Genomic DNA, 23,647 nt, shown 5'->3' with positions numbered 1-23,647 from the left:
TCACCCGGTCCACTCTCGTCACCGGGGCCGCACGCGGACAGGGACCCGCGTCACCACCGCGAGGGCCTTTCGGCACAGCTGTTCCCGCGCCGGCACTTGGTCCCCGCCGATCGGGAACTTCGGCCCTGTGCCGGGCCGCCACCGCGCGGCGAACATCGTGGCCCGGCCCACCAACCAGGAGCGACGATGACCCCAAGGCTTTGGTATCAACGGTTTCGGCAGGATCGGGCGCGACCTCCTGCGAGGGGTGCTGGCCCAGCCAGAACGGCGGATCGACGTGGTGGGGGTGAACGACCTCACCTCCGCCGAAACCCTCGCGCACCTGCTGGAGTACGACTCGACCTACGGCAGCTCCCCGCCCCCGTGGAAGTGACCAGTCGCTGCTGGACGGGCCGCACAAGGACCCGCGCCGGGCCCGGTCCGCGGCGGTGAACATGACGCGCCGGGTCAGCGAAACGGCCAGAGGCAGCATGCTCTTGCGCTCAACCGTCCCCCGAGCGTCACGACCCCGTCCTTCACCGAAACTCCCGCGGGGCTCGGCTGGCACAGTGCGCGCTCGAAGACCTCGTGCACGATCTCGTCGTGCAACTCGGCGTCCGTGCGCACGAAGACCCGGATCAGATCAGGGCGACTGACCGCCGCGACGCGCCCAGCCGCCTTTTCCCGGCGTGGTGAGAACAGCACCCGCCAGCTCGGCCCTTCCGGCCGGAACTGCTTGGGCAGCAAGTCTGCTTCGGACACGATCCCGGCGACTTCCTCGGCATCGTCCCCATCGACCACCGGCAGCGCGGTCACTTCGTTGCCGGCGAGTATCCGGGTCACATCCTTGAACGGCGTGGTTTCCTGACGGTGCGCACGTCCGTGGTCATCACATCCCGCACGCGTGTTTGCGCATCACGACCTCGTACCCGCTGGCTTCAGTGCAGTTCGACCTGGGAGACGCCGGGCACGGTGTGGGCGAGCGCCCGGATCGTCTGCCGTTCCGCCGCATCGGCGAATCCGCCGCCCACGCTGACCACGCCACCGACCACGTCGACCGACCAGCGCTTGCGGTGACCGGAGTAGTCGTCGAGCAGCGCGTGGAGGTGCGCGACGATCGCGTCGTCGTGACGGACCAGCGGGCGCAGCAGGTCCCGCCTGCTGATCACCCCGGCCAGCACGCCCTCCTCGACGACGGGAATGCACCGGAGGCGATCGATCAGCATGTGCCGGGCGATCTCGGCCACGTCGGTGTCCGGCGACACCACCTCCACCGGCTTGGCCATCACCGCGTCCACCGTCGCCGTGGCGGCGCCGAAGTCGGCGCGCAGGGCGTCGGCCTCGGTGAACACCCCGACCACCTGCTCGTCCTCGTTGACCACCGGCATTCCGGCGAATCCGTGCTCGATCAGCATCGCGGTCGCTTCGCGCACCGGCGTTCCCGGCGAGACCGCCACCGCGGGCCGCGTCATGATCTCTCGTGCCAACATGTACCGCTCCTCGCTCCTCGAAGGACCCTTCGGACGGTACAAAGCAGAGCCGCCCGCGGGCGGCGGTCCATCGTCATCGGCTGTGGTGACTTTCGCCTCCGGACGCGGCGGAAAGCACCGGAACATCCTGGAATCTCCCACGAGACAGGAGTTCGCCATGTCAGTCCGAGAAGCCGCCGTCGTCGATCCGACCCGCATCTCCACCCCGGCCGGGCAGTCGATCGCCGTGCTGCGCATCGCCACCGGTCTGCTGTTCCTGTGGGCCTTCGCGGACAAGGCGTTCGGCTGGGGTTACGCCACCCCTTCGGCGAAGGCCTGGCTCAGCGGTGGTTCGCCGACCGAGGGGTTCCTCTCCGGCGTCCACAGTGGACCGTTCGCCGAGACGCTGCGTGGCTGGGCCGGTGCCTGGTGGGCCGACTGGCTGTTCATGGCCGGCCTGCTCGGCATCGGCGTCGCGCTCGTGCTGGGCATCGGCCTGCGCATCGCCGCGGTGACCGGCACCTTGATGATGCTGCTGATGTGGGTCGCGGAATGGCCGCCCGCGCGGTTCACCGACACCGGCGAAGCCACCCGGTCCACGAACCCGCTCATCGAGTACCACCTGATCTACGCGCTCGTGCTTATCGTGCTCGCGGCCGTCTACGCCGGGCACACCTGGGGCCTGGGCCACCGCTGGGCCCAGATCGCCGGGGACAAGCGCTGGCTGCTGTGATCCCGGACTGTCGCGGGCACCACCTGCCTAACGGGCGGGTGGTGCCCGTTCAGCTTGCCTCGTTGACCAGCGGATCTCGGCTGTGTCTGAAGGGATTTACGGTGCGGTGCGACGGGTACAACCTCACCGGCGAGATCTACATGTTCGGCCTGAGCGACCTCAACTACGCCGACAACGCGCTTTCGGCTGGAGCCCTACGGCAGCCGCAACAACCTGGGCGGCGAAGGCTGCGACAACTCCGTCAGCTCCCACTACCCGGCCGGTCTCTAGCCGACGCCTCGAGCCCGGTGAGGTCGACCCCGCGGATCGCCGCCGTTGCGGCCGTTTCCTTGTGTCGATACCGCAATCAGTCAGGTAGCGCGGCGCGCGTGGAGGGCCTCGGCGCAGTTGCCGGAGGTGTTGCGCGGGGTGTTCTTCGACGGGTGGTTGCCCGCGCTGGTGCCGATCCGGTTCACCACCGGTGAACTGATGGGCCGGTTCGCGATGGACGCCGGGGTGAACCCCGCCACCGCCCGTGACGTGGCCAGGGCGGTGTCCGAGGTGGCCCGGGTGCGGTTCTCGCCCGGCCAGTTGGACCACGCGCTGGCGATGATGCCGAAGGACCTGCGCGTGGCGCTGGCCGGGGCGCCCCTGTCCTGACTAGCGGGTAAGCCGCACCTGCTCGTGGGTGAGACCGCCGATGTCGTCGGCGGCCGCGTCGACCAGCAGGTGGACGAGGGGCGCGGGACACGGCCAGTTCCTCCCCGATCTCGGGCACGTCTTCGTCTCGGGGGCTCAGCCTGCCGTGCCGGTGCCGCTGAGGCCAGTCTCGTCGGGGTTGCGCAGTCTGGCCTGCGCGCGTGTCCGGTTTTCGTGCTCGTCGATGAAGATCTCGACGGTCCAGCGCTTCTCCCGCATGGCCTTCTCCTGTTCAGCGGGCTACCTGGACCTCCACCGTCGCCCGTGCGGCCGCCGGGCCACCAGAGCACAAAGTCCATCGGTGATGACCTCCGCCTCTTTCCGGGCGCCCGCCGATCCGGTCAGCCTGAACCCATGTCGCTGAACGATCGCTGGGCGGACGTGAACGAAACGCACATCGGCGCGGTCTTCCTCGCCGGGGAGCACGCCTACAAGCTCAAGAAGCCGGTGGACATGGGCTTTCTCGACTTCACCACCCGGGAAGCGAGAGAACGTGTGTGCCACAAGGAAGTCGAGCTGAACCGCCGCCTCAGCCCGGATGTCTACCTCGGCGTCGCCGACGTCACCGGGCCGGACGGCGGGGTGTGCGACCACCTGGTCGTGATGCGGCGCATGCCCGCCGGCCGCCGGCTGTCCACAGTGGTGCGCACCGGGGAGCCGGCGGCCGAGCACGTGCACCGGCTGGCCCACCTGCTCGCCGCCTTCCACGGCAAGGCCGCGCGCGGCCCCGAGATCGACGCGGAGGGCACGGCCGCGGCGGTGCGCGCCCGCTGGCAGGCCAGTTTCGACCAGGTCCGGCAGTTCCGGGGAGCCGTGCTGGACTCGGCGGAGGCCGTGGAGATCGAACGCTTGGCGCTGACGTTCCTGTCGGGGCGCAAGGCCCTGTTCGACCAGCGCGTGGCGAACGGCAGGATCGTCGACGGCCACGGTGACCTGCTCGCCGACGACATCTTCTGCCTCGACGACGGACCGCGGGTGCTGGACTGCCTGGAGTTTGACGATCGGCTGCGCTACGTCGACGGGCTCGACGACGTAGCGTTCCTCGCGATGGACCTCGAACGGCTCGGCGAGCCCGCTCTCGGGGAGTCCCTGCTCGACCAGTACACCGATCTCGCCGGCGACCCCGCTCCCCCGGCGTTGCGCCACCACTACCTCGCCTACCGCGCCTTCGTGCGGGTGAAGGTGGCCTGCCTCCGATTCGCGCAGGGGGACGCCGATGCCGCGCCGCTCGCCCGGGCTTACGCCGCGATCGCGTCGCGACACCTGCGGCTGGCGGACGTGCGCCTGGTACTGGTGGGCGGGCTTCCCGGCAGCGGCAAGACCACGCTCGCCGGCGCCATCGCCGATCGCCTCGGCGCCACCGTGCTCAGCTCCGACCGGGTGCGCAAGGAACTGTCCGGTCTCGGCGCCGAGGAAACCGCGGCAGCGCCGTACGGCGAGGGCATCTACGACCAGAAGCACACCGCGCGCACCTACACCGAACTCCTCCGCCGCGCCGAAACACTGCTGTCCCTCGGCGAAACCGTCGTGCTGGACGCTTCGTGGACCGACGCCACGCGACGACGTTCGGCGGCCCGCATCGCGGCGCGCACCAACAGCAGACTGGTGCCCCTGCAGTGCTGGGCTCCGGTCACCACCGCGGCCGCCCGCCTCGCGACGCGCGAAAGCAAGCTCTCCGACGCCACGCCGGTGGTCGCCGAGCGGATGGCCGAGCAGTCCGACGCGTGGCCCGACGCGCGCACGGTGCTCACCGCCGGGAAACCGGCCGACTCGGTGACCCAGGCTCTGGCCTACGTCGGATGAGCGCGCCGGCGACGCGCGAACAGCGCGATGACCGGCAAGGTGAACAGCAGTGACCCGAGGATGGCCAGCGGGCGCTGCAGCCACCAGAGCAGATCCAGCACCATTCCGTTTCGGCCAAGCCGATCTCTAAGGCCGGCAGGCTACGGTGACAAAGGTCGGGGACGTCATGTCGGGCAACCGGCACCCCCACCAGGGAACCGGGAGGTGAACCTCGAAAACACCAGCCCATCAACGCAAAAAGGCCTGGTCGGCCGAGGCGCCCTCGTCAGCCTGGCGGGCCTGACCGCGGTCGGTCTCGGCTTCGGGATCGCGCTCGCGGTACCGGCGCTGCGGCCGTTGTTCGACGACGGCCGGGTCGGCTCGCCCGATACGACCGAGTTCTTCTGGCAGACGCTCATCCGCATTCCGCTCGGCACCGTGCTGATCGAAGAGGTCGCCTTCCGCGGTGTGCTGCCCGCACTGCTCGGCGCCGGCCATCGCTGGCGGTGGGGTCCGGTCCTCGGTGCCGCCGGGCTGTTCGGGCTCTGGCACCTGCTGCCGTCATTGGCCCTGGTCCGCAACGCCGCGGTGGACGCCACCTTCGGCGGCCTGCCGTTGTGGACGATCTCCGTGCCGGCGATGCTCGCCGCGGCCGGCGCCGGGGTCTTCCTGCACTGGTGGCGCCACACCGGCCGCAGCCTGCTCGCCCCGATGGCCGTGCACCTGGCCACCAATTCCGGTGGGCCGGCCGTCGCCTGGTGGGTTCTCGCTCATCGGTGACCGCGCGTTCCACACCAGTTTGTCCACTTCCACCACGGCGAACGCCACCACCCCCGCCACCACCGCGACCGCCCACGACGACCAGCTCGTCGGCGCGGTGTGGAACACGGCGTTCATCGGGGGCAGGTAGGTCAGCGCCAGCTGCAGCAGGACCGTGAGACCGATGCCCGCGGGCAGGATCCGGTTGTGCGCCGAGCGGGTGCGCAGCGCCGATCGATCCAGGGAGCGGCAGGCGAGCAGGTAGGCGATCTGCACGCCGATGAACGCGTTGATCGCGCTGGTCCTGGCTTCGGCGACGGCAGCGCCTGCCCCCAGCTCCCAGGTGTAGGCGGCGAACGCGGCGCCGACGAGCAGGAGCGAGACCAGCACGATGCGCCGCAGCAGGTTCGCGGTCAGCAACGGGCGCGCCGGTGGCCGCGGCGGGCGGCTCATGATGCCCGGTTCCTTCGGCTCGAACGCCATGGTCAAGCCGAGGAACACCGCGGTGGTCATGTTGATCCACAGGATCTGCACCGGCACGATCGGCAGCGTCACACCGAGCACGACGGCCACCAGGATGACCATGCCCTCGCCGATGTTGGCCGGCAGCGTCCAGGCCAGGAATTTGCGCAGGTTGCCGAACACCCCGCGCCCCTCCTCCACCGCGTGCTCGATGGAGGCGAAGTTGTCGTCGGTCAGCACCATGTCCGCGGCCTGCCGCGCGGCGTCGGTGCCGCCACGGCCCATCGCCACGCCGATGTCGGCCCGGCGCAGGGCCGGGGCGTCGTTGACTCCGTCACCGGTCATCGCGACGATCTGCCCGCGCCGCTGCAAAGCCTTGACCAGCCTCAGTTTCTGGCCCGGGGAGACCCGGGCGAACACCGGGGTGCCCGCGACCCGCTCATCGAACTCGTCCTCGGGCAACCGGTCGAGTTCGGCGCCGGTCAGCACCGGCACCTCGGCGCCCTCATCGACCAGGCCGACTTCCGCGGCGATCGCCCGCGCGGTTCCGGGGTGGTCACCGGTGATCATCTTGACTTCGATGCCCGCCGCGCGGCACGCCTTCACCGCCGCGACCGCCTCCGGCCGCGGTGGATCGTGCATGGCCTGGAACCCCAGCAGGGTGAGCCCGCCGCGGTCCGCCTGCGCGGCCGAGTGCGCGTCATCCGGCACGAAGCGGGCGAAGGCGAGTACCCGCAGGCCCCGCGCGGTCAGCTCGTGTGCCGTGGTCAGTGCCGCTTCCCGATCGATGCCATCGCACCGGGCGAGCACCTCCTCCGCGGCGCCCTTGACGTAGCCGACGAGTTCGCCGGTTTCGTCGCGGTGCACGGTGGCCATGTACCGGCGTTCCGACTCGAAGGGCAGCACGTCCGTCCTGGGCTGCCGGGCGCGGACAGTGGCGGGGTCGACACCCGCGCGCCGCGCTTCGGCGAGCAGTGCGACTTCGGTGGGGTCACCGACTTCGCGCCGCTCACCATCCACTTCGGACAGTTCGGCGTCGTTGCACAGCACGCCGGCGATCCGGCAGTCCCGCTCGGTGCCGCCCATCGCGACCACCTGGGTCACCGTCATCCGGTTCAGCGTCAGGGTGCCCGTCTTGTCGGTGCAGATCACCGTGGTCCCGCCGAGCGTCTCGACCGCGGGCAGGTGCCGCACGACCGCGTTGCGCCGCGACATCCGGACCACGCCGATGGCCAGCACGATGGACACAGCCGCGGGCAGTCCTTCGGGGATCGCCCCCACCGCGAGTGCCACCGCGGCGGTGAACATCTCCAGCGCCGGGGTGCCACGGAACACGCCCAGCACGAAGGTCATCGCGGCGACCACCAGGATCGCCAGGCCGACCAGGCGGGAGAACCGGCCGAGCTTGCGCGTCAGCGGTGTCGCCACGGTGCCCGCGGTCGCCACCAGGTTCTGCACCGCACCGAGCTCGGTCGCCTTGCCGGTGGCGGTGACCAGCGCGCGGCCGGTGCCCTTGGTGATCAGCGTTCCGGAAAAGGCGGAGTCCGTGCGGTCCGCGAGCGGCGCGTCGTCCGGGACCCGTTCAGTGCTTTTCGGCACCGGCACCGACTCGCCGGTCAGCATGGATTCGTCGATTTCGAGCGAGCGGGTCTCGGCGAGCCGGACGTCCGCCGGGACCCGGTCTCCTGCCGCGAGGTCGACGATATCTCCGGGCACCAGCTGCTCGGCCGGGATCCGGCACACGATCCCGTCACGCAAAACGGTGGTTTCCAGCGGAACCAGCTTCGCCAGCGCGTCCAGCGCACGGCGCGCCTTGGCCTCCTGCACCGCGCCGATCACCGCGTTGAGCACCACCACCCCGGTGATGACGCCACCGTCGACGTAGTCACCGAAGGCGAAGGTCACCACCGCGGCGATCACCAGGATCGCCACCAGCGGATCCTTGAGCTGGGCGAGCAGCATCGCCGGCAGGCCGGGCCCACGCTCCGTCTCGAGCCGGTTCGGCCCGTACTCGATCAGCCTGCGTGCCGCCTCTGCCGAACTCAGTCCCTGGCGCACGTCGGTCTTCCCGGCGGTCACGTACCGCTCTCCGCTCTCGTGGCGGCTTCACAGCGGGCCTTGACGACGCCGGGCACCGTCTGCGCCAGCACGGTGGCCACCTGCCGATCGGCCGCACTGTCGAACTGATCGATCACCAGCGCTTCGCCGTTGCGCACCTCGACCGTCCAGCGGCCCTGACCACCGAAGAACGCGAGCCGGCGCTGGATGTCCCGCGTCAGCGCCTCGTCGTCGCGCGCCAGCGCGCGAACGAGGTCGTGCCGGGTCACCACGCCGACCACCTGCCCGCCTTCGGTCACCGGGACGCTGCGGGTGTGGCCGCCCAGCATCAGCCTGGCCACGTCCGCCATGTCGGCCTCGGCACCGACCGAGCGCGCCGGCGTGGTCATCACTTCGGAGACCAGCTGGGCCGTTGGCCCCAGCTGAACCGGGAAGCGATCGGCGACCAGATCGGCCTCCGACACCACGCCGAGCAGTTCCCGCTGCTCCCCGAGCACCGGCAGGGCGGTGAACCCGTGGTGGACCAGCAGGTCCGCCGCCTCCTTCACCGTCGCGTCCGGAGCCACCGCGAGCACCGGCTTGCTCATCACGTCCCGGGCGCGCATCAGCTCTTCCCCCCGGCGGCGGGCCGCGCCACGATCACCGGGCACAGCGCGTAGGACAGCACCGTCTGGCTGGTGGAGCCGAGCAGCATCCCGCTCAGGCCACCGCGGCCGCGGCTGCCCACCACCAGCAACTGGGCGCGGTCGGCGTACTCGAGCAGCCGCTCCGAGGCACTGCCGCGGGCCACCACCGGGTCGACGTGCACCTCGGGGAACTTCTCCCGCCAGCCCGCCAGACGCTGGGAAAGCACCTCGCGTTCGTGCGCCTCGACCAGGGGCCGGTCCAGCAGCAGTCGCGCTTCCTCGAAGATCGCGGCGATGAACGGTTCATCCCAGCTGTGCACCGCGACCAGCGGCGCACCCCGCCAGGACGCCTCCTCGAAGGCGACCTCGATGGCCTGCTCACTGGACGGCGAGCCGTCCACCCCGACGACCACCGCGCCCTCGGCGGGAGGCGCGTCTTCGCCTACGTGGGCGCGGACCACGGCCACCGGGCAGGCCGCGTGCGCGGACAGGGCGATCGTGACCGAGCCGACCAGGAACCGGCCCAGCGGACGCAAACCCGGCGTGCCCAGCACCAGCAGCCCCGCCGTCTCGGACTCGCCGCGGAGCACATCCATCGCCCGTCCGCGGGCCAGTTCGACGTGCAGCTTGACCTCGGGCGCCACTTCGCGGGCCGCTTCCCTGGCCTTGGCCAGCAGCCGGTGCCCTCGCGCGAGCACCACCTCGTGCAGGTTCTCCTGCGTGGGCAACGGCCTCGGCAGGCTCAGCAGGATGTCGTCGATGACGTGGACCAGGCGCAGTTCACGATTGCGCTGCGCGGCCACGGCCGCGGCCCAGCGCACCGCGTTCATCGACGTCGCCGACTCGTCGACACCGACCACCACCGCGGAATTCACGGACATCTCACTCTCCCCACGTCGTACGGGCTTTCCTGGAATTTTGGCCGGATTCGCCCGTTCGCGAGACGGGCGACGGTCACCGCGCGAGAGGACCTTCGGCACCCACCGGCGCCGAGGTGCGGTTCAACGGCACCGCGATCCACACCGTCCCCGCCGCGAGCAGCAAGCCACCCGCAGCCAACTAGGACGTGTCCTGGGGATCTTCATCGGAGGTGAAGGACGATGCAGGCGAGGATGATCTCGGCGCGGTGGTAGGCGGCTCGTTTGGCGTAGCGGGTTGCCAGGCCCCGGAATTGTTTGAGCCGGTTGAAGCATCGCTCGACCACGTTGCGCAGTTTGTAGAGGTCGGGGTCGAAGGCCGGTGGTCTGCCACCGGCCGAGCCTCGGGTCTTGCGGCGGGCAATTTGATCAGCGCGTTCGGGAATAGTGGCCTTGATCCTGCGCGTGCGTAGCGCCTGACGGGTGCTCGGATGGGTGTAAGCCTTATCGGCGAGCACCCGCCCCACCCGGACCTTCTGCTCATCCACCTCGATGTCGTGGATCTCGTCCAGCAGCGGTAGTAGTTGCGGGTTGTCTCCGGCCTGACCGGGGGTGAGGATCACCGCCAAAGGTAAGCCCGCGCCGTCGACGGCCAGGTGGAGCTTGGTCGTCAGCCCTCCTCGCGAGCGCCCGAGGCATTCCCCGTCGATCGCGAGGTCGTCGATCCAGTCCGCGCAGCCCCCTTTTTCCGGGCACCGGCCGCGTGCTGATGCGCCCGCACACTCGTGGAATCGACACTGATCACGAACTCGACGTTGTCCTCCAAGGTTCCCAGCGAGTCGTCCTTGACGATCACGTGTTCGAGGATCCGGTCCCACGCCCCGTCCGCGGTCCACTTGCGTAACCGCTCATGCGCGGTCTTCCACGGCCCATAGCGTTCGGGCAGGTCACGCCACGGCGCACCGGTCCGTTCATGCCACAGAACCGCGTTGATCACCTGCCGGTGACTACGCCACCGCCCACCCCGCCGCCCAGACTCCGCAGGCAGCAACGGCGCGACCCTCGCCCACGCCTTATCCGTCAACTCACCACGACCAACCACACCACATCCTCTACACACGATCTCCCGCGGGCAACCGCTTTCCCCGTTGTTCCGGCATGGCGCTCACCGCAGCGCGCCTTGCGTGGACAGCATGTCCTGTGCGCCTTGCGCGATTTCGAGGTCTTCGCGTGGCACGACGGTCAGCACGGCGACCGGTGCTCCCGGCTCGCTCAGCACGCCGTCCTCCCCGGCAGGCGGGGTCACGTCGCCGGCGTGCACGCCGAGCACCGGCAGGCCACCGGCCACGGCGCGGATGACGTCCGGTTGGAATTCGGCGACGCCACCGGTGAACACCAGGGCGTCCAGCCGGTCCAGGCTCATCGCCGCCGCGCCGATCTCACGGCGCAGCCGGTGCAGGTAGACCGCGTACGCGAGGTCCGCGTCCTCCTCGCCCGCCGCTTTCGCGGCCAGCACCGCGCGCAGGTCGCCGTTGGTCCCGCTCATGCCGGCGAGTCCCGACCGGTGGTTGAGCGCGTCGGCCATCTCCCCAGGGGTCATCTGCGCGGTGGACATCACGTGCAGCAGCAGCCCGGGATCGACCGAACCGGACCGCGTGGCCATCATCGCGCCTTCCAGCGGGGTGAAGCCCATGCTGGTGTCGACGCTGTGCCCGTTCTTGACCGCGGTGACCGAGACGCCGGCGCCGACGTGGCAGCAGACCAGCTGCAGCCCCGTCACGCTCCGGCCCAGCAGTTCCGCGGCGCGCCGGACGGCGTACTGGCACGACAGGCCGTGGAACCCGTAGCGGCGCAACCGGTTCTGCCGGGTCCACGCACGCGGCAGCGGGTAGTGGGCCGCGGCCTCGGGCAGGGTCGCGTGGAACGCGGTGTCGAAGCAGGCGACCACCGGCAGTTCGGGCCGGGTCTGCCGGACGGTGCGCGCGACGGCCAGTGAGAGGGGCTGGTGCACCGGTGCCAGCGGCACCAGCCGATCCAGTGCGGCCAGGCGGGAGTCGTCGAGCAGCGTGGGTTCTTTCCGGGCTCCGCCGTGCACGAACCGGACGGCCACGGCATCGAGGTCGGCCCAGCGTCCCAAGGCGTCGCGCACCGCGCGCGCGTCGTCCCGCGCTTCGGCCAGTTCCCAGGTCGCCCAGCCGTGCGCGACGCCGTCGTCCACCAGCGACGCTTTGAGGCTGGACGAGCCCGGGTTCAAGGTCAGGATCCGCAAGGTGACTCCTCGGTCGGGGCCGCTCACACCCGGAGCTGGCGCAGGAAGGGATCGGGCGTCTCACGCCGCTCGAGGCGCACGCGGACGTCGAGGGCGAGGCAGCCGCCAGGGAACGCCCGGACCGGGTTTAGGTCCAGTTCGGCGATCTCCGGGACGAGTTCGGCCAGGCCGCTCACGCGCGACAGCACCTCGCGCACCGAAGCGCGGTCCACGTGCCCCGGCCCAGAGGGCTTTCGACGAGCGCAGCCCGTCCATCAGGAGTTCGGTCCCGGCACCGTCCAACGGCGCGAGCCGGGCGCACCGGTCGTCGATGAGATCGGTATCGACACCACCGACACCGAACACCACCAGTGGGCCGAACACCTCGTCCGAGCGCACGCCCACGAGCAACTCGCGTCCCGGCGGTGCCATCGGCTGGACGACGAACCCGCGCAGGTCGTCGCCGAACCGGCGCTGGAACGTGCGCACCGCCTCCCGGGCGCCGTCGGCATCGAGCACCCCGGTGAACACCCCGCCGCCGACGCTCTTGTGCAGCAGCCCGGCGGCGTCGGCTTTGATCGCCACCGGACCGCCGACCGCGGTGAGTTCGGCCACGACGGCCTGTTCGGTCGTGACGTACCGGGTGGTGACCAGCGGGATACCGGCGAGTCGCAGCAGTTCGGCGCAGTCGCCGGGCGGCAGCCAGCCCGCTCCCCGGGCCAGCGCGGCCTGGACCAGGCTGGTCACCGCCGGGGCGTCGATCGCCGGGCTCAGCCGGACTTCCTCGCGCGGCTGGTCCAGCCAGTTCCGGTAGGACACCAGCCTGCGCAGGACGATCGCGGCGGCGACCGGATCGTCGTAGGAGGCGGTGACCGCCTCCCCCAGCGGCCGGACCCGCGCGGGCTGCCCCGGTCGCACGGCGAGCACGGTCTTCGTGGCCGTACCGGTCAAGACCGGGGCCACGCCGTCGAGCGGGTCACCGACAGCCGTCGGCACGGTGACCACCAGCAGTGCGTCCACGTTTTCGTCCTCGAGCACGAGCCGGACCGATTCGCCGAAGGCCGCCGCGGGCACCGCCGCGGTGGTGTCGACCGGGTTGCGGATCCTTGCCTGCGCGGGCAGTACCGAGGCCAGCCTCCTGGCGGTTCCCGCGGTGAGTTCGGCGATGGACAGCCCGGCGCGCTCGCACGCGTCGGCCGCCAGCACACCCGCTCCACCCGCGTTGCTGACGATCGCCACCGAGCCCCCCGCGGGCAGCGGCTGCCAGGCCAGTGCCGCGATGACATCGGTCAGCTCCGTCACCGAGTCCACGGCGATGACGCCGGCCTGCTCGTAGAGCGCGTCCCGGGTCACCGCCGGAGTGGCCGCCGCGGCGGTGTGGGAGGCCGCCGCGTCCTGCGCCACGAGACCACTGCCGTTGCGCACCGCGAGCACGGGCTTCTCCCGCGCGAGCGCGGCGGCCAGCCGGCTGAACTTCCTCGGGTTCCCGAACGATTCCAGGTACAGCACCGCGATCTCGGTGCGCTCGTCACTTCGCCACCGCAGCAGCAGGTCGTTCCCGCTGACGTCGTACTTGTCGCCGGTGGACACCAGGCCCGACACCCCGATGCCGAGCCGGGTGAGGGCTCCGGCGAGCGCGATGCCCACGCCGCCGGACTGGGTGACCACGCCGACCGGCCCGGCGGCGACCGGATCGCGCAGGAAGGTCGCGTCGAGCGGGTGCCCGGGTTCGGTGCTCAGCACGCCGAGGCAGTTCGGTCCCACCAGCCGCATCCCGTGGCGCCGGACGGCGGCCACCACCCGCTCCCCCGCCCGCTCACCGGTCAGCCCGGCCGACAGCAGGACCACCGCCGCGACCCCGCGCTCGCCGCATTGCTCCACAATGGACTCGCAGGCCGCGGCGGGGGCGGCGATCACCACCAGCTCGGGTGTTTCCGGCAGTTCGGCGACCGAGGGGTGGCACGGCACGCCGAGGATCTCGGTCGCGTGCGGGTTGACCGCGGACACCGAACCCGGGAAGCCGCTGCGCAGGATGTTGGCCAGCACAGCACGGCCGACCGAGCCCGCACCGCGGCCGGCGCCGACCACCGCCACCGACGCGGGGCGGAAGAAGTGCCGCAGGCTGGCCGAGTCCGCCACCAGGTCGCGGCGGACGACGGCGTCCAGGTACTGCTCGGTCGGCCGCAGCGATAAGGAGACCTCGCGCTCGGCCCCGATCCCGCGGAATTCGTACGGCATCCCGAGATCGGTCAGCACCTGGATCATCCTGGCGTTCTCGGCGAGCACCTCCGCCACGAACCGCGTGAGCCCCCGGCTCCGGCCGACCGCGGCGAGGTGTTCCAGCAGCAGCGTCGCCACGCCGTGCGCGTGCACCGTCCCGTCCACGGCCACGGCGACCTCCGCGACACCGGAGTTCCGCAGCACGTAGTAGTTCGCGACCCCGATCAGTTTCTCCTCCAGGAAAGCGCCGATCGCGGCGTGCTGTGGCCCGGCGTCGGCGGCGATCTTGGCCGCCAGGTCATCCAGTCGCTTCGGCGCGGGGCCGAAGAACCGGAAGTAGCGGTCCCGGGCAGAAAGCTCTTCGTGGAGCGCGAGCACCGCGGCGGCGTCCTCGGGGTGCAGCAGCCGCAACCGCGCCACCTGACCGTCCGCGAGCACCGCCCGCGCTCCCACGTCCACCGTCATCGCTCGCCCGTCCAGGCCCAGTCACGGATTTCGGGCAGGTCCTCGCCGTGGCGCCGGATCCACCGGCTGTGCCGTTCCCTGGCTTCGGTCATCCGCTGGCGGACGACCCCGGCCGTGGCGGCCAGGCCGGGCACGCGGTCGATCACGTCGATGACCAGCTGGAAGCGGTCCATCCGGTTGAGCACCAGCATGTCGAACGGGGTGGTCGTGGTGCCGTTCTCGGTGTAGCCCCGGACGTGGAAGTTGTGGTGGTTGGTCCGGCGGTAGGCCAGCCGGTGGATCAGCCAGGGATAGCCGTGGTAGGCGAAGATCACCGGCCGGTCCGGGGTGAACAGCGCGTCGAACTCCCGGTCCCCCATGCCGTGCGGGTGCTCGACCTCCGGCTGCAGCCGCATCAGGTCGACCACGTTGACCACCCGCACCGCCAGCTCCGGCAGCAGTTCGCGCAGCAACTCGGCCGCCGCGAGGACCTCGATGGTCGGGGCGTCCCCCGCGCAGCCGAGCACCACGTCCGGTGGCCGGTCGTGGTGCGAGCCGGCCCATTCCCAGATGCCGGCCCCACGGGCGCAGTGCAGCGCGGCCTGTTCGCCGTCGAGCCAGTTGGGCGTGTCGTTCTTTCCCGCCACCACCACGTTGACGTAGTCCCGGCTGCGCAGGCAGTGGTGCATCACGTGTAGCAGGGTGTTCGCGTCCGGCGGGAGGTACACGCGCACGACCTCGGCGCTCTTGTTCGCGACGTGGTCGACGAAACCGGGGTCCTGGTGGGAGAAACCGTTGTGGTCCTGGCGCCACACGTGGGAGGTGAGCAGGTAGTTCAGCGACGCGACCGGCCGCCGCCACGGGATCCCCCGGTGCACCTTCAGCCACTTGACGTGCTGGTTGAGCATCGAGTCGACGATGTGCACGAAGGCTTCGTAGCAGGAGAACAGGCCGTGGCGTCCGGAGAGCAGATAGCCTTCCAGCCAGCCCTGGCACAGGTGCTCGGACAGCACCTCCAGCACCCGCCCGCCGGCTTCGAGGTGCTCGTCCACCGGTTCGATCCCGGCCTGCCAGGCCTTGCCGGTGACCTCGTACACCGCGTCCAGCCGGTTCGACGCCGTCTCGTCGGGACCGAAGAGCCGGAAGTTCGCCTTGTCCGCGTTGGCCGCGAACACCTCCCGCAGGTACCGGCCCAGCACGCGGGTGGGCTCGGCGGAGGTGCCGCCCGGCCGCGGCACCGCCACGGCGTGCTCCTCGGGATCCGGCAGCGACAACGGCTGGAGAACCAGTCCGCCGTTGGCGTGCGGGCTGGCGCCCATCCGCCGCACCCCGGCCGGGATCAGCGCGGTGACCTGTGCCGTCGGGCGGCCCTCGTCGTCGAAGAGTTCCTCGGGGCGGTAGGACCGCAGCCACGCCTCCAGCTGGCGCAGGTGTCCGGGGTTCTGCCGCACGCCGGACAGCGGCACCTGATGCGCGCGCCAGGTGCCCTCCACCGGTACACCGTCCACAACGGACGGACCGGTCCAGCCCTTGGGGCTGCGCAGCACGATCATCGGCCAGCTGGGCCGGTGCCCCGACTGCTTCGCGGCCCGGATCTCGCCCAGGACCGCATCCAAGGTCGCCGCCATGGCCTGATGCATCTCGGCGGGCTCGTGGCCTTCGACGTAGTGCGGCGTGTAGCCGTACCCGCGCAGCAGTGCGTCCAGCTCGGCGTGCGGGATCCTCGCCAGGACGGTGGGATTGGCGATCTTGTACCCGTTGAGGTGCAGGATCGGCAGCACCGCGCCGTCGCGGCGCGGGTCGAGGAACTTGTTCGCGTGCCAACTGGTGGCCAGTGGCCCGGTCTCGGCCTCACCGTCGCCGATCACGCAGGCCACCACCAGGCCGGGGTTGTCGAACGCGGCACCGTAGGCGTGCGCCAGCGAATACCCCAGCTCACCGCCTTCGTGGATGGACCCGGGAACCTGCGGCGCGACGTGGCTGGGCACGCCGCCGGGGAAGGAGAACTGGCGGAACAGCTCCTCCATGCCCTCGGCATTCCGCGTGACCTCGGGCCACGCCTCGGTGTAGGTGCCCTCCAGCCAGGTGTTGGCCAGCAGTGCCGGACCACCGTGACCGGGACCGGTGACGAACAGCGCGTCGAAGTCGTGGGTCAGGATGGCGCGGTTCAGATGGGCGTAGACGAAGTTCAGCCCGGGCGAGGTACCCCAATGCCCGAGCAGCCTCGGCTTCACGTGTTCCGGCCGCAACGGTTCACGCAGCAGCGCGTTGGCCATCAGGTAGATCTGCCCGGCCGACAGGTAGTTCGCCGCTCGCCACAACGCGTCCACGGCTTCCAGCTCGGTGGCGGTGAGGGTCTCCGAGCGCGCGCGCACCGCGGTCATCGGTTCTTCTCCGGGCGGACCACCAGCACCGGGCAGTTCGCGTGCTGCACCAGCGCCAGGCTGGTCGACCCCAGCAGCATGCCCCGGAAACCCCCGCGTCCGTGGCTGCCCACCACGACCAGTCGCGCGTCCTCGGCGGCGGCCAGCAGCGCGTGCCGGGGGCGGTCCTTGAGCAGTTCCTTGCGCACCTCGACATCGGGGTACTTCTCCCGCCACCCCGCCAGCCGCTGCGCCAGCAGCCGCTCCTCCTCTTCGGCGAACGATTCCCAGGCCACCATGAGCCGGGCCGAACCGTAGTAGTAGTCGTAGGTCGTGTCGGTCCAGGCGTGCATGGCCACCAGCGCCGCGCCCCGCGCCGACGCCTCGGCGAAAGCGACGGCGATCGCCTTCTCACTGTTCGGACTGCCGTCCACCCCGACCACCACCGGACCGCTGACCGGGACGGTGTCGGCATCGGGGGCCTTCCGGATCACCGCGACCGGGCAGTGGGCGTGGCTGGCCACCCTGACCGCCGTGGACCCCGCCAGCACCCCGGCGAAGCCGCTGTGCCCGGTCCCGCCCACCACGACCATGTCCGCCGTCCTGGACAGTTCGTTCAGCAGCACCACCGGATGGTCGACCGGCATCTCCGTGGTGACCACCAGCGCGTCCGACACCGACTTCGCCTGCTCCACCGCGTCGGCGATGATCTGCACCGCCTCGGCCCGGATGGCCTCGAAAACACCGGCGGCGCCGGCCAATCCGCCCCCGTAGGCGAATTCGACCACCCGCTGCCCGTGCACGATGTGCAACTCCAGCCCGCGGTCGGCGGCAGTCCGCGCGGCCCACAACACCGCTTCCCTGGCGCCGTCCGACCCATCCACACCGACAACGATCCTGTTCATCGACAAACCCCTTCAGCGATCCCGGGTACGGCGGCCGGCCACGCGGCAACTCGCATTCAGGAACTCAGGGTGGTCGGCAAGCCACGGTGGTGGCTGCCCGCGTTGGTCCCCAACACCGAGGACTTACGTCCACCGATCCTGCGCACCCGCGACCGGGTGACCGGCCCGGCGACAAGAGTCCTTCGCCGGGCCGGTCGGGGAGATCGCCAGCAAGGGATCACGCCGTGCGCTCCTCGCCCGAGTGAGGCGGTCGGAAAGCCATGCGGACCACGTCGAAACCGGTGGACGGCTGCGGCGACACACCGCCGTGGCCGTCCACCGGCGGTTCGGTCACCAGCGCTTGGGGAGCCTCGCGATCAGGGGCGACGGAAGGCCGGGTTCGGCGCCGTCCATCGCGCCGGTCGTCCACAGCGTGCCGGTGCCGGGGACCGCGGTGACGCCGAACAGCGTGCCGCCGACCACCTCGGGAGCGGGCGCGCGCCGCCACGTGCCGCCGGGTTCTCGGCGCAGCGCGTAGGAGTGCGGCTTGCCCGCATCGTCGTACTGGTAGCCCACGGCCCACACCTCGTGGCCCACGACGGTGACCCCGTTGAGCTGCCCCTGCTCGTCGGGCGTGCGCTCGATCACCGCACCTCGGCGGTCAACGCGCAAGGCCAACGGCTTGCGGTTGACAGCGCCGCCGGTGGTCGACGAACCCACCACCCACACCTGGCCGTGTGCCACGGTGATGGCGCCGACCCGCGTCATCCCCAGGCCGGTCGTGGAAGGCAGCGCGACCCGCGACCAGGACACCCCATCCCAGTGCAGCACCAGCGGTTCGGAGGGGCGCCCGGAGACCGGGTCACCGGTGAGGTACCCGGCGGCCCACACGTCCGCCGGTCCACCGGCCGCGACCGCCGACAGCACGGCATCACCCAGGTCCGCGGGCAGCGGCACGCGGGTCCAGCGGACGCCGTCCCAGTGCTGTGCCACCGGCTCCGCCCGGCCGCGCGAGGCGGAGCCGACCGCCCACGCGTCGGTCGCGCCGACCGACGCCACACCGAACAACACGTTGTCGGCGTCCGGGACGTCGTCGGCGGGCGTCCCGGACCACGCCGTGCCGTCCCAGCGCTCGATCAGCGACCGGCCGCCGCCCACGCCCGACCGCCACGAACCGCCCACCGCCCAGACCTGGTCGGTGGCGGACGCGGCGATCGCCTGGAACTGGCCTGACACACCTTTGTCCAGCGGCGCGGTCGCGACCACCGACCAGGCCGTGCCGTCCCAGTGCCGCGCCTGCGGCTGGAGGAACACCTGGGCGTTGCCCTCCTCGGAGACCTCCCGCCGGATGCCGAAACCCGCCGTCCACAGGTCGTCCGCCGCCGTCGCGGTCACCGACACCAGGTTGGCCGACTCCGACCCGGCCGGGATGACCTCCCAGCCGCCCGGTGCCGCGTCCGCCTGTCCGGCCGACGCCACGACGACCGCCAGTGCCGCCACAGTGCCGAGTGCGCTCTTCACTTGTCCCCCTGGTGTGCGACGACCTTCTGGTCGGAGGTGGCGGAGAACAGCACGGTCCCCGCCGGGATGCCGTCGATCCCGGTCAGCGCCACGGTCCGGAAACCGATCATGCGGGTGCTGACCGGGTCGATCACGATCTCCGTGCGCCTGCCGTGGCGATCGGTCTCGGCGATCGCCACCCCAACCCGGCCGGAGAGGTCGACCCGGCCGGGCACCCGTTCGATCCCGGGCAACCCGGCCAGCACCCGGTACAGGGCGGACCGCAGTTCCGGTGACAGGAGCGCGTCGGCCGCAGTGGCCAGCGCGGACACCCGCTTGAAGATCAGGTGGTCGGCGTCGGCCGCGGCGCCGTCGCCGGCCGCCTCAGCCCGCAGCACCGCCCGCAGCCGCTCGGGGTCGGTGGGCAACGAGGCCAGGTAGGCAGGCGTCGGATTGACCAGGCTGGGCTCCGGCGCCGGACCTGGGTCGCCCTTGGGGTCGGTCGCCGGGTCGTAGGTGGACGTGATGACCGTGGTGTAGTCGGTGCCGTACGCGGCCAGCCGGGCACCGTCCTCCGGGGTGAGCGGTCGCGCGTTCAGGCCACGGGTCGACTTGATGAGCTCGGGCAGGGTTCCCGCGTCGACCGCGCTCCACCGCTCGGACACCTCTTCGGTCACGTAGTGGGCCGAGCCGTCCACGCCGGTCGCGGACTGCACGGACACATCGTGTCGAGCGGTGTAGAGATAGCCGCCGTGGCGGAGGTCCAGGGGCTGGGCGTTGGCGACCCGCCGCACGACCAGGTCCACGGTCGCCGGCGCGGAGTCCGCGCCCGTGATCGCCTCGGTGATCGCGTCGTCGGTCGCGTTGGCGCCGGACCGGCCGGTGGCGGCCGTCCCCGTGCCGGGTGGCGCACCGGCGACGGTGCCGGACGGCGACCCGCTCGGCCACACCGCGACGGCGGTGGCCGCCACTCCGGCCACGACGGCCGAAGCCGCGGCGGCCACTGCCACCCGGCGCAGGGACCAGCCGGGCACTCCCCTGGTTCCCGGGTCGGCGGTGCGCAGCAGTACGCGCTGGCGGATGAGGGCCAAGTCGGCGGGCGCCGGTCGGGGGCCGGCGCGGTGGTAGCGGCGCAGCGCCGTGTCGACGGCGCGGTGCTCTGCCGGATCGGTCATGCTGGTCCCTCCAGGGTGGTGCCGGTGATGCCCTGCGCGAGCAGGGCGGCGCGCAGTCGGGTCCGCGCCCGGTGCAGCCGGGACATGACCGTGCCGATCGGGATTTCCAGCGCGGTCGCGATGTCGGCGTAGCTCAGGCCGGCGGCATAGAGGTAGAGCACGTCCCGCTGCCGTCGGGGCACTTTGTCCAGCTCACCGGCCAGCGCTCGGATCGCGGTGTCAGCGTCCGCGCGGGAGACGGCGCGCTCGGCCGTCGGCTCCGCAGACGCCTCGGACTCGTGCTGAATTAGCTTGCGGTGCCGGGCTTCCGCGGCCCGGTAGCGGCGCAGGACGTTGGTCGCGATGCCGTATAACCAGGGCAGGGCGCTGGACCGGGTCGCGTCGAAGCGGGCCCGGCGTTCGTAGGCGATCGTGAAGGTGTCGGCCACCGCGTCGTCCACGGCGTCGGTGCCGATGCGCCGGGCGCAGTACCGGTAAATCTCCGCGGCGTGCCGGTCGAAGACCGTGGCGAAGTCCGTCCGGGTCCCCGCGAGCAGCGCGGCGTCCGTGGGCGGGTCCGAGCTGTCCGGACGAGGTGCTGGTGAGGTGTTCGTGGCTGTTCGCACACCCCTCCTTCCCGGTTCCGCCGAAACCTATTCCGCCCCACAGCACGCGACCGCCCCGTCGGACCGAGTTCCTCCGGTCTTCACCGACTGCGACCTCACCGGCGCCGGATTCCAGGCCACGAAAGCCGGCGGCTGCGACCTGCGCGGTTCCGAGCTGGCGGGCACCCGTGGCTTGCTGACCTTGCGCGGCGCGACCCTGGACACCGGCCAGGCCAGCGCGGCTGCGGCCGGCGGAAGTTGGTCGCACTTCCATCCTGCCGCCGGAAAATCCGTCCCCTCGCTCAGCCGTCACCAACCCATGGCCTCATACAGCTAGCCGGTCAGGCGTGCCTGGAGGCTCCGGACGTCCACACCGCGCTCGTCGGTTTCCTCGACGCCGAGCGCGGTGAGGATGTCCAGGGCTTGGCTCCAGTGGTGCCGGGCTTGCTCGTGCCGGGTGAGCGCGTGGTGGGCACAGGCCAGCCCGTCGTGGGCGCGAGCCTGGTCGCTCGGCTGGTCCAGGTCGGTGGCCAGCGCCAGCGCCTGGGCGTGGTGATCGAGGGCCTCGGGGAAATTCCCGGCGTCGTACTGGAGCCTGCCCAGGCTGTGGATGGCCTCGAACTGCCAGTTCCGGTTGCCGATCTGACCGGCCAGGTCGGCGATGTCCTGGAAACACTCACGTGCCTGCTGGTGTCGCCCTGCCAGGTGGTGCAGATCGCCGAGTGCGGCGAGGCTGCTGAGTTCGCCCACGCGGTACCCGGTGTCGCGAGCCAACTCCAGCGCCCGCGTGAACCGATCGGTCGCCGGGCCTGGCTCGTCCCGTTTGAGGTGGACGTACCCGAGGCCGTTGAGCGCCCGCGCTTCGCTGGTGTGGTGGCCCGTCGCGCGTGCTAGGTCCAGCGCCGAGGTCAGATGCTCGACGGCCCGGTCATCCTTGCCGAGTACCCGCTCGACGTGGCTCGCGCCGATGAGGGCGTCCAGCTCACCGGTGCGGTGCGTGAGTGCGCGGGCGAGGTCCAGCGCCTCCGCGTAGTGGTCGGCCGCCTCCTTGAGCTCCATCAACTCCAGCTTCACGAACCCGAGGCTGATCAGGGCCCGCAGCTCACCTGGCCGGTGTTCGATGGCGCGGGCCAGGCTCACGGCGCGAGCAGCTTTCTCAGCGGCGGCTTCGTGGTGCCCGCGAAGGCTGTCGAGTTCACCGAGACCGAGCAGGGCTTCCACCTCGCCCAGGCGGTCCCCGGCGGCGCGTGCGGTGGACAGCGCCCGCTCGTGCAGCCCTTCGGCTTCGGAGTAGCGACCCCGGGTGCGCAGGCAGCGGTGCAAGGTGCCCGCCAGGTGCCGGGTGTGGGCGGCGAAGTCGTGCTCGGCCGCGGCTCGGGCGAGCGGGAGCAGGTTGGGCAGTTCGGCGTCCAGCCACCCGGCCGCGTCCTCCGGTGTCTCCGCCGTGGCGTGGGGCAGTTGCGGCCGCATGTCGGCCTCGTAGGGGTACAGGTGGTCCATCACCGCCGACGCGGTCCGGCCGTAGTGCTCGAGCAGGCGATCCAGGGCGGTTCGCCGGACGACGTCGGCCTCCTCGCGCTCGGCCGCTTCGGCGGCGTGCACGCGGATCAGGTCGTGGAAGGCGAACCGGCCGGGCACGGGTTCCTCAAGCAGGTGCACTTCCAGCAGTTCGTCGAGCACCGCCGACGCGGCGGCGACCGAAGTGCCGAGCAGTGCCGTCGCCGCCGCCGGCGTGACGTGCGCGCCCGGGTGCAGGCCGAGCAGGCGGTACGCACGCGACTGCGCGGCGTTGAGGTCCTGATAGGACAGTTCGAGGGCGCTGAGCACGCTCTGCTGTCCGCCGCGCAGCTCGGTCAGCGTGCGGTGCCCGGCGTCGAGGCGCCGCAGCAGGTGGGGCACCGTCCAGGACGGGTGGGCCCGTAACCGGGCCGCGGCCAGGCGCAGGGCCAGCGGCAGCGCCCCGCAGCGGCCGGCCAGTTCCGCCAGCGCTTCCGGCGAGGCGCCCTCGACGCGTTCACCGCCGGCGGCCGCGGTGAACAACGCGATCGCGTCCGGGGTCGGCATCACCCCGACCGACACCGTGGTCACCCCGTCCAGGCCGACCAGCCGCCGTCGGCTCGTGACGAACACGCGGCAACCGCCCGAGCCGGGCAGCAACGGCCGGACCTGCGCCTCGTCGGCGGCGTTGTCGAGCACCACCAGCATCCGGCGGTCGGCGAGCAGGCTGCGGTAGAGCGCCGAGCGGTCGTCGAGGTGCGCCGGGATCGAGTCGCCGTCCACGCCCAGGACCGCCAGCAGGCGGGCGAGGAGGTCGGCCGGGTCCACCGCGGTCGTGCCGTGCGCGTGACCACGCAGGTCGGCGAACAGATCGCCGTCGGGGAAGCGCGAGGACAGCCGGTGCGCCGCGTGCACGGCCAGCGAAGTCTTGCCGGCTCCCGCCATGCCGTCGATGGCCGTGACCACCATGGCGCCCTCGGGGCTGGGCTCGGTCAGCAGAGCCAATTCCCGCGAGCGTCCCACGAACGTGCTGACGGGGGCGGGCAATTGTCTCGGCACCGTGCCCGTCCGCCGGACAGGCGAGGTTCCGGAAACGGCCCGGGTCAAGCTCGCGCGTTCGGTGTCGTCGAGCCCGAGGGCGTCCGCCAGCGCCCGCACCGAGGCACTGCGCGGCCGGACCAGTTCCCCGGCTTCCAGGCGCCGCACGCTCCGGACGTTGAGCCCGGTCCGCGCGGCCAGTTGCTCCTGGGTCAGCAGCGCCCGGTCGCGCCAGCCGCGCAACAGCGCCGCCAGTGCCGGTTCCCCCACTGGTGACGACATGGACCAGTC

At 71.6% G+C, this 23,647-nt stretch carries 15 protein-coding genes and 5 pseudogenes; 5 read left to right on the top strand and 15 right to left on the bottom strand.

What is annotated here, in order from left to right; translation table 11 throughout:
- Positions 1-205: 205 nt before the first annotated feature.
- Positions 206-373: a glyceraldehyde 3-phosphate dehydrogenase NAD-binding domain-containing protein gene (locus JOM49_RS43275; RefSeq protein ID WP_209671595.1), complete on the top strand. Its 168-nt coding sequence runs from the start codon at positions 206-208 to the stop codon at positions 371-373.
- Positions 374-447: 74 nt separating this feature from the next.
- Here JOM49_RS43275 and JOM49_RS25870 read toward each other — a convergent pair.
- Both JOM49_RS25870 and JOM49_RS25865 read right to left on the bottom strand, forming a co-directional pair.
- Positions 448-831 (bottom strand): annotated as a pseudogene (locus tag JOM49_RS25870) (CBS domain-containing protein); the annotation flags it as partial.
- An 86-nt stretch (positions 832-917) separates the two neighbouring features.
- A complete protein-coding gene (locus JOM49_RS25865; protein WP_209666823.1) occupies positions 918-1,469 on the bottom strand; it encodes a CBS domain-containing protein in 552 nt (183 codons plus the stop codon).
- 157 nt (positions 1,470-1,626) lie between these two features.
- Between JOM49_RS25865 and JOM49_RS25860 the strand changes: the two genes are divergently transcribed.
- A complete protein-coding gene (locus JOM49_RS25860; RefSeq protein WP_209666822.1) occupies positions 1,627-2,181 on the top strand; it encodes a DoxX family protein in 555 nt (184 codons plus the stop codon).
- 387 nt (positions 2,182-2,568) lie between these two features.
- A complete protein-coding gene (locus JOM49_RS25855; RefSeq protein ID WP_209666821.1) occupies positions 2,569-2,820 on the top strand; it encodes a DUF2267 domain-containing protein in 252 nt (83 codons plus the stop codon).
- Positions 2,821-2,959: 139 nt separating this feature from the next.
- On the opposite strand, the pseudogene JOM49_RS44150 reads toward JOM49_RS25855, so the two are convergent.
- Positions 2,960-3,078 (bottom strand): annotated as a pseudogene (locus JOM49_RS44150) (dsRBD fold-containing protein); the annotation flags it as partial.
- Between the two features lie 135 nt (positions 3,079-3,213).
- Here JOM49_RS44150 and JOM49_RS25845 point away from each other — a divergent pair.
- Both JOM49_RS25845 and JOM49_RS25840 read left to right on the top strand, forming a co-directional pair.
- Positions 3,214-4,662, top strand: a complete 1,449-nt coding sequence (locus JOM49_RS25845; protein WP_209666820.1) for a bifunctional aminoglycoside phosphotransferase/ATP-binding protein — start codon at positions 3,214-3,216, stop codon at positions 4,660-4,662.
- A gap of 204 nt (positions 4,663-4,866) precedes the next feature.
- Positions 4,867-5,421 carry a CPBP family intramembrane glutamic endopeptidase gene (locus tag JOM49_RS25840; protein ID WP_308158868.1) on the top strand — a complete coding sequence of 185 codons (555 nt, stop codon included), beginning with the start codon at positions 4,867-4,869 and terminating at the stop codon, positions 5,419-5,421.
- Between the two features lie 24 nt (positions 5,422-5,445).
- Here the strand turns inward: JOM49_RS25840 and JOM49_RS25835 are convergent.
- The 12 genes and pseudogenes from JOM49_RS25835 to JOM49_RS25780 form a co-directional block, all read right to left on the bottom strand.
- A pseudogene (locus tag JOM49_RS25835) lies at positions 5,446-7,920 on the bottom strand (cation-translocating P-type ATPase); the annotation flags it as partial.
- A 17-nt stretch (positions 7,921-7,937) separates the two neighbouring features.
- Positions 7,938-8,525, bottom strand: coding sequence for a CBS domain-containing protein (locus tag JOM49_RS25830; RefSeq protein WP_209666819.1), 588 nt, complete (start codon positions 8,523-8,525; stop codon positions 7,938-7,940).
- Positions 8,525-9,427 carry a universal stress protein gene (locus JOM49_RS25825; RefSeq protein WP_209666818.1) on the bottom strand — a complete coding sequence of 301 codons (903 nt, stop codon included), beginning with the start codon at positions 9,425-9,427 and terminating at the stop codon, positions 8,525-8,527. Before JOM49_RS25825 ends, JOM49_RS25830 begins: the two co-directional genes overlap by 1 nt.
- 200 nt (positions 9,428-9,627) lie before the next feature.
- Positions 9,628-10,505 (bottom strand): annotated as a pseudogene (locus tag JOM49_RS25820) (IS5 family transposase).
- A 63-nt stretch (positions 10,506-10,568) separates the two neighbouring features.
- Entirely contained in the window at positions 10,569-11,672 is a 1,104-nt protein-coding gene (locus JOM49_RS25815) for an acetate/propionate family kinase (protein ID WP_209666817.1), read from the bottom strand.
- Positions 11,673-11,695: 23 nt separating this feature from the next.
- A pseudogene (locus tag JOM49_RS25810) lies at positions 11,696-14,336 on the bottom strand (bifunctional acetate--CoA ligase family protein/GNAT family N-acetyltransferase).
- Positions 14,333-16,699 carry a phosphoketolase family protein gene (locus JOM49_RS25805; protein ID WP_209666816.1) on the bottom strand — a complete coding sequence of 789 codons (2,367 nt, stop codon included), beginning with the start codon at positions 16,697-16,699 and terminating at the stop codon, positions 14,333-14,335. Before JOM49_RS25805 ends, JOM49_RS25810 begins: the two are co-directional and overlap by 4 nt.
- Positions 16,696-17,583, bottom strand: a complete 888-nt coding sequence (locus JOM49_RS25800) for a universal stress protein (protein WP_209666815.1) — start codon at positions 17,581-17,583, stop codon at positions 16,696-16,698. Before JOM49_RS25800 ends, JOM49_RS25805 begins: the two co-directional genes overlap by 4 nt.
- A 330-nt stretch (positions 17,584-17,913) precedes the next feature.
- The gene (locus JOM49_RS25795; RefSeq protein ID WP_209666814.1) at positions 17,914-19,083 is read right to left on the bottom strand and encodes a hypothetical protein; all 1,170 of its coding nucleotides are present in this window, start codon (positions 19,081-19,083) and stop codon (positions 17,914-17,916) included.
- Positions 19,080-20,237, bottom strand: a complete 1,158-nt coding sequence (locus JOM49_RS25790) for a CU044_5270 family protein (protein WP_209666813.1) — start codon at positions 20,235-20,237, stop codon at positions 19,080-19,082. The genes JOM49_RS25795 and JOM49_RS25790 overlap by 4 nt, the downstream gene beginning before the upstream one ends.
- The gene (locus JOM49_RS25785; RefSeq protein WP_308158867.1) at positions 20,234-20,842 is read right to left on the bottom strand and encodes an RNA polymerase sigma factor; all 609 of its coding nucleotides are present in this window, start codon (positions 20,840-20,842) and stop codon (positions 20,234-20,236) included. The genes JOM49_RS25790 and JOM49_RS25785 overlap by 4 nt, the downstream gene beginning before the upstream one ends.
- A 312-nt stretch (positions 20,843-21,154) precedes the next feature.
- A complete protein-coding gene (locus JOM49_RS25780) occupies positions 21,155-23,638 on the bottom strand; it encodes an ATP-binding protein (RefSeq protein WP_209666812.1) in 2,484 nt (827 codons plus the stop codon).
- Positions 23,639-23,647: the final 9 nt, after the last annotated feature.

The sequence above is a fragment of the Amycolatopsis magusensis genome (assembly GCF_017875555.1).
Classification (GTDB): Bacteria; Actinomycetota; Actinomycetes; order Mycobacteriales; family Pseudonocardiaceae; genus Amycolatopsis; species Amycolatopsis magusensis.
This window is presented reverse-complemented; position numbering and strand designations above follow the sequence as displayed.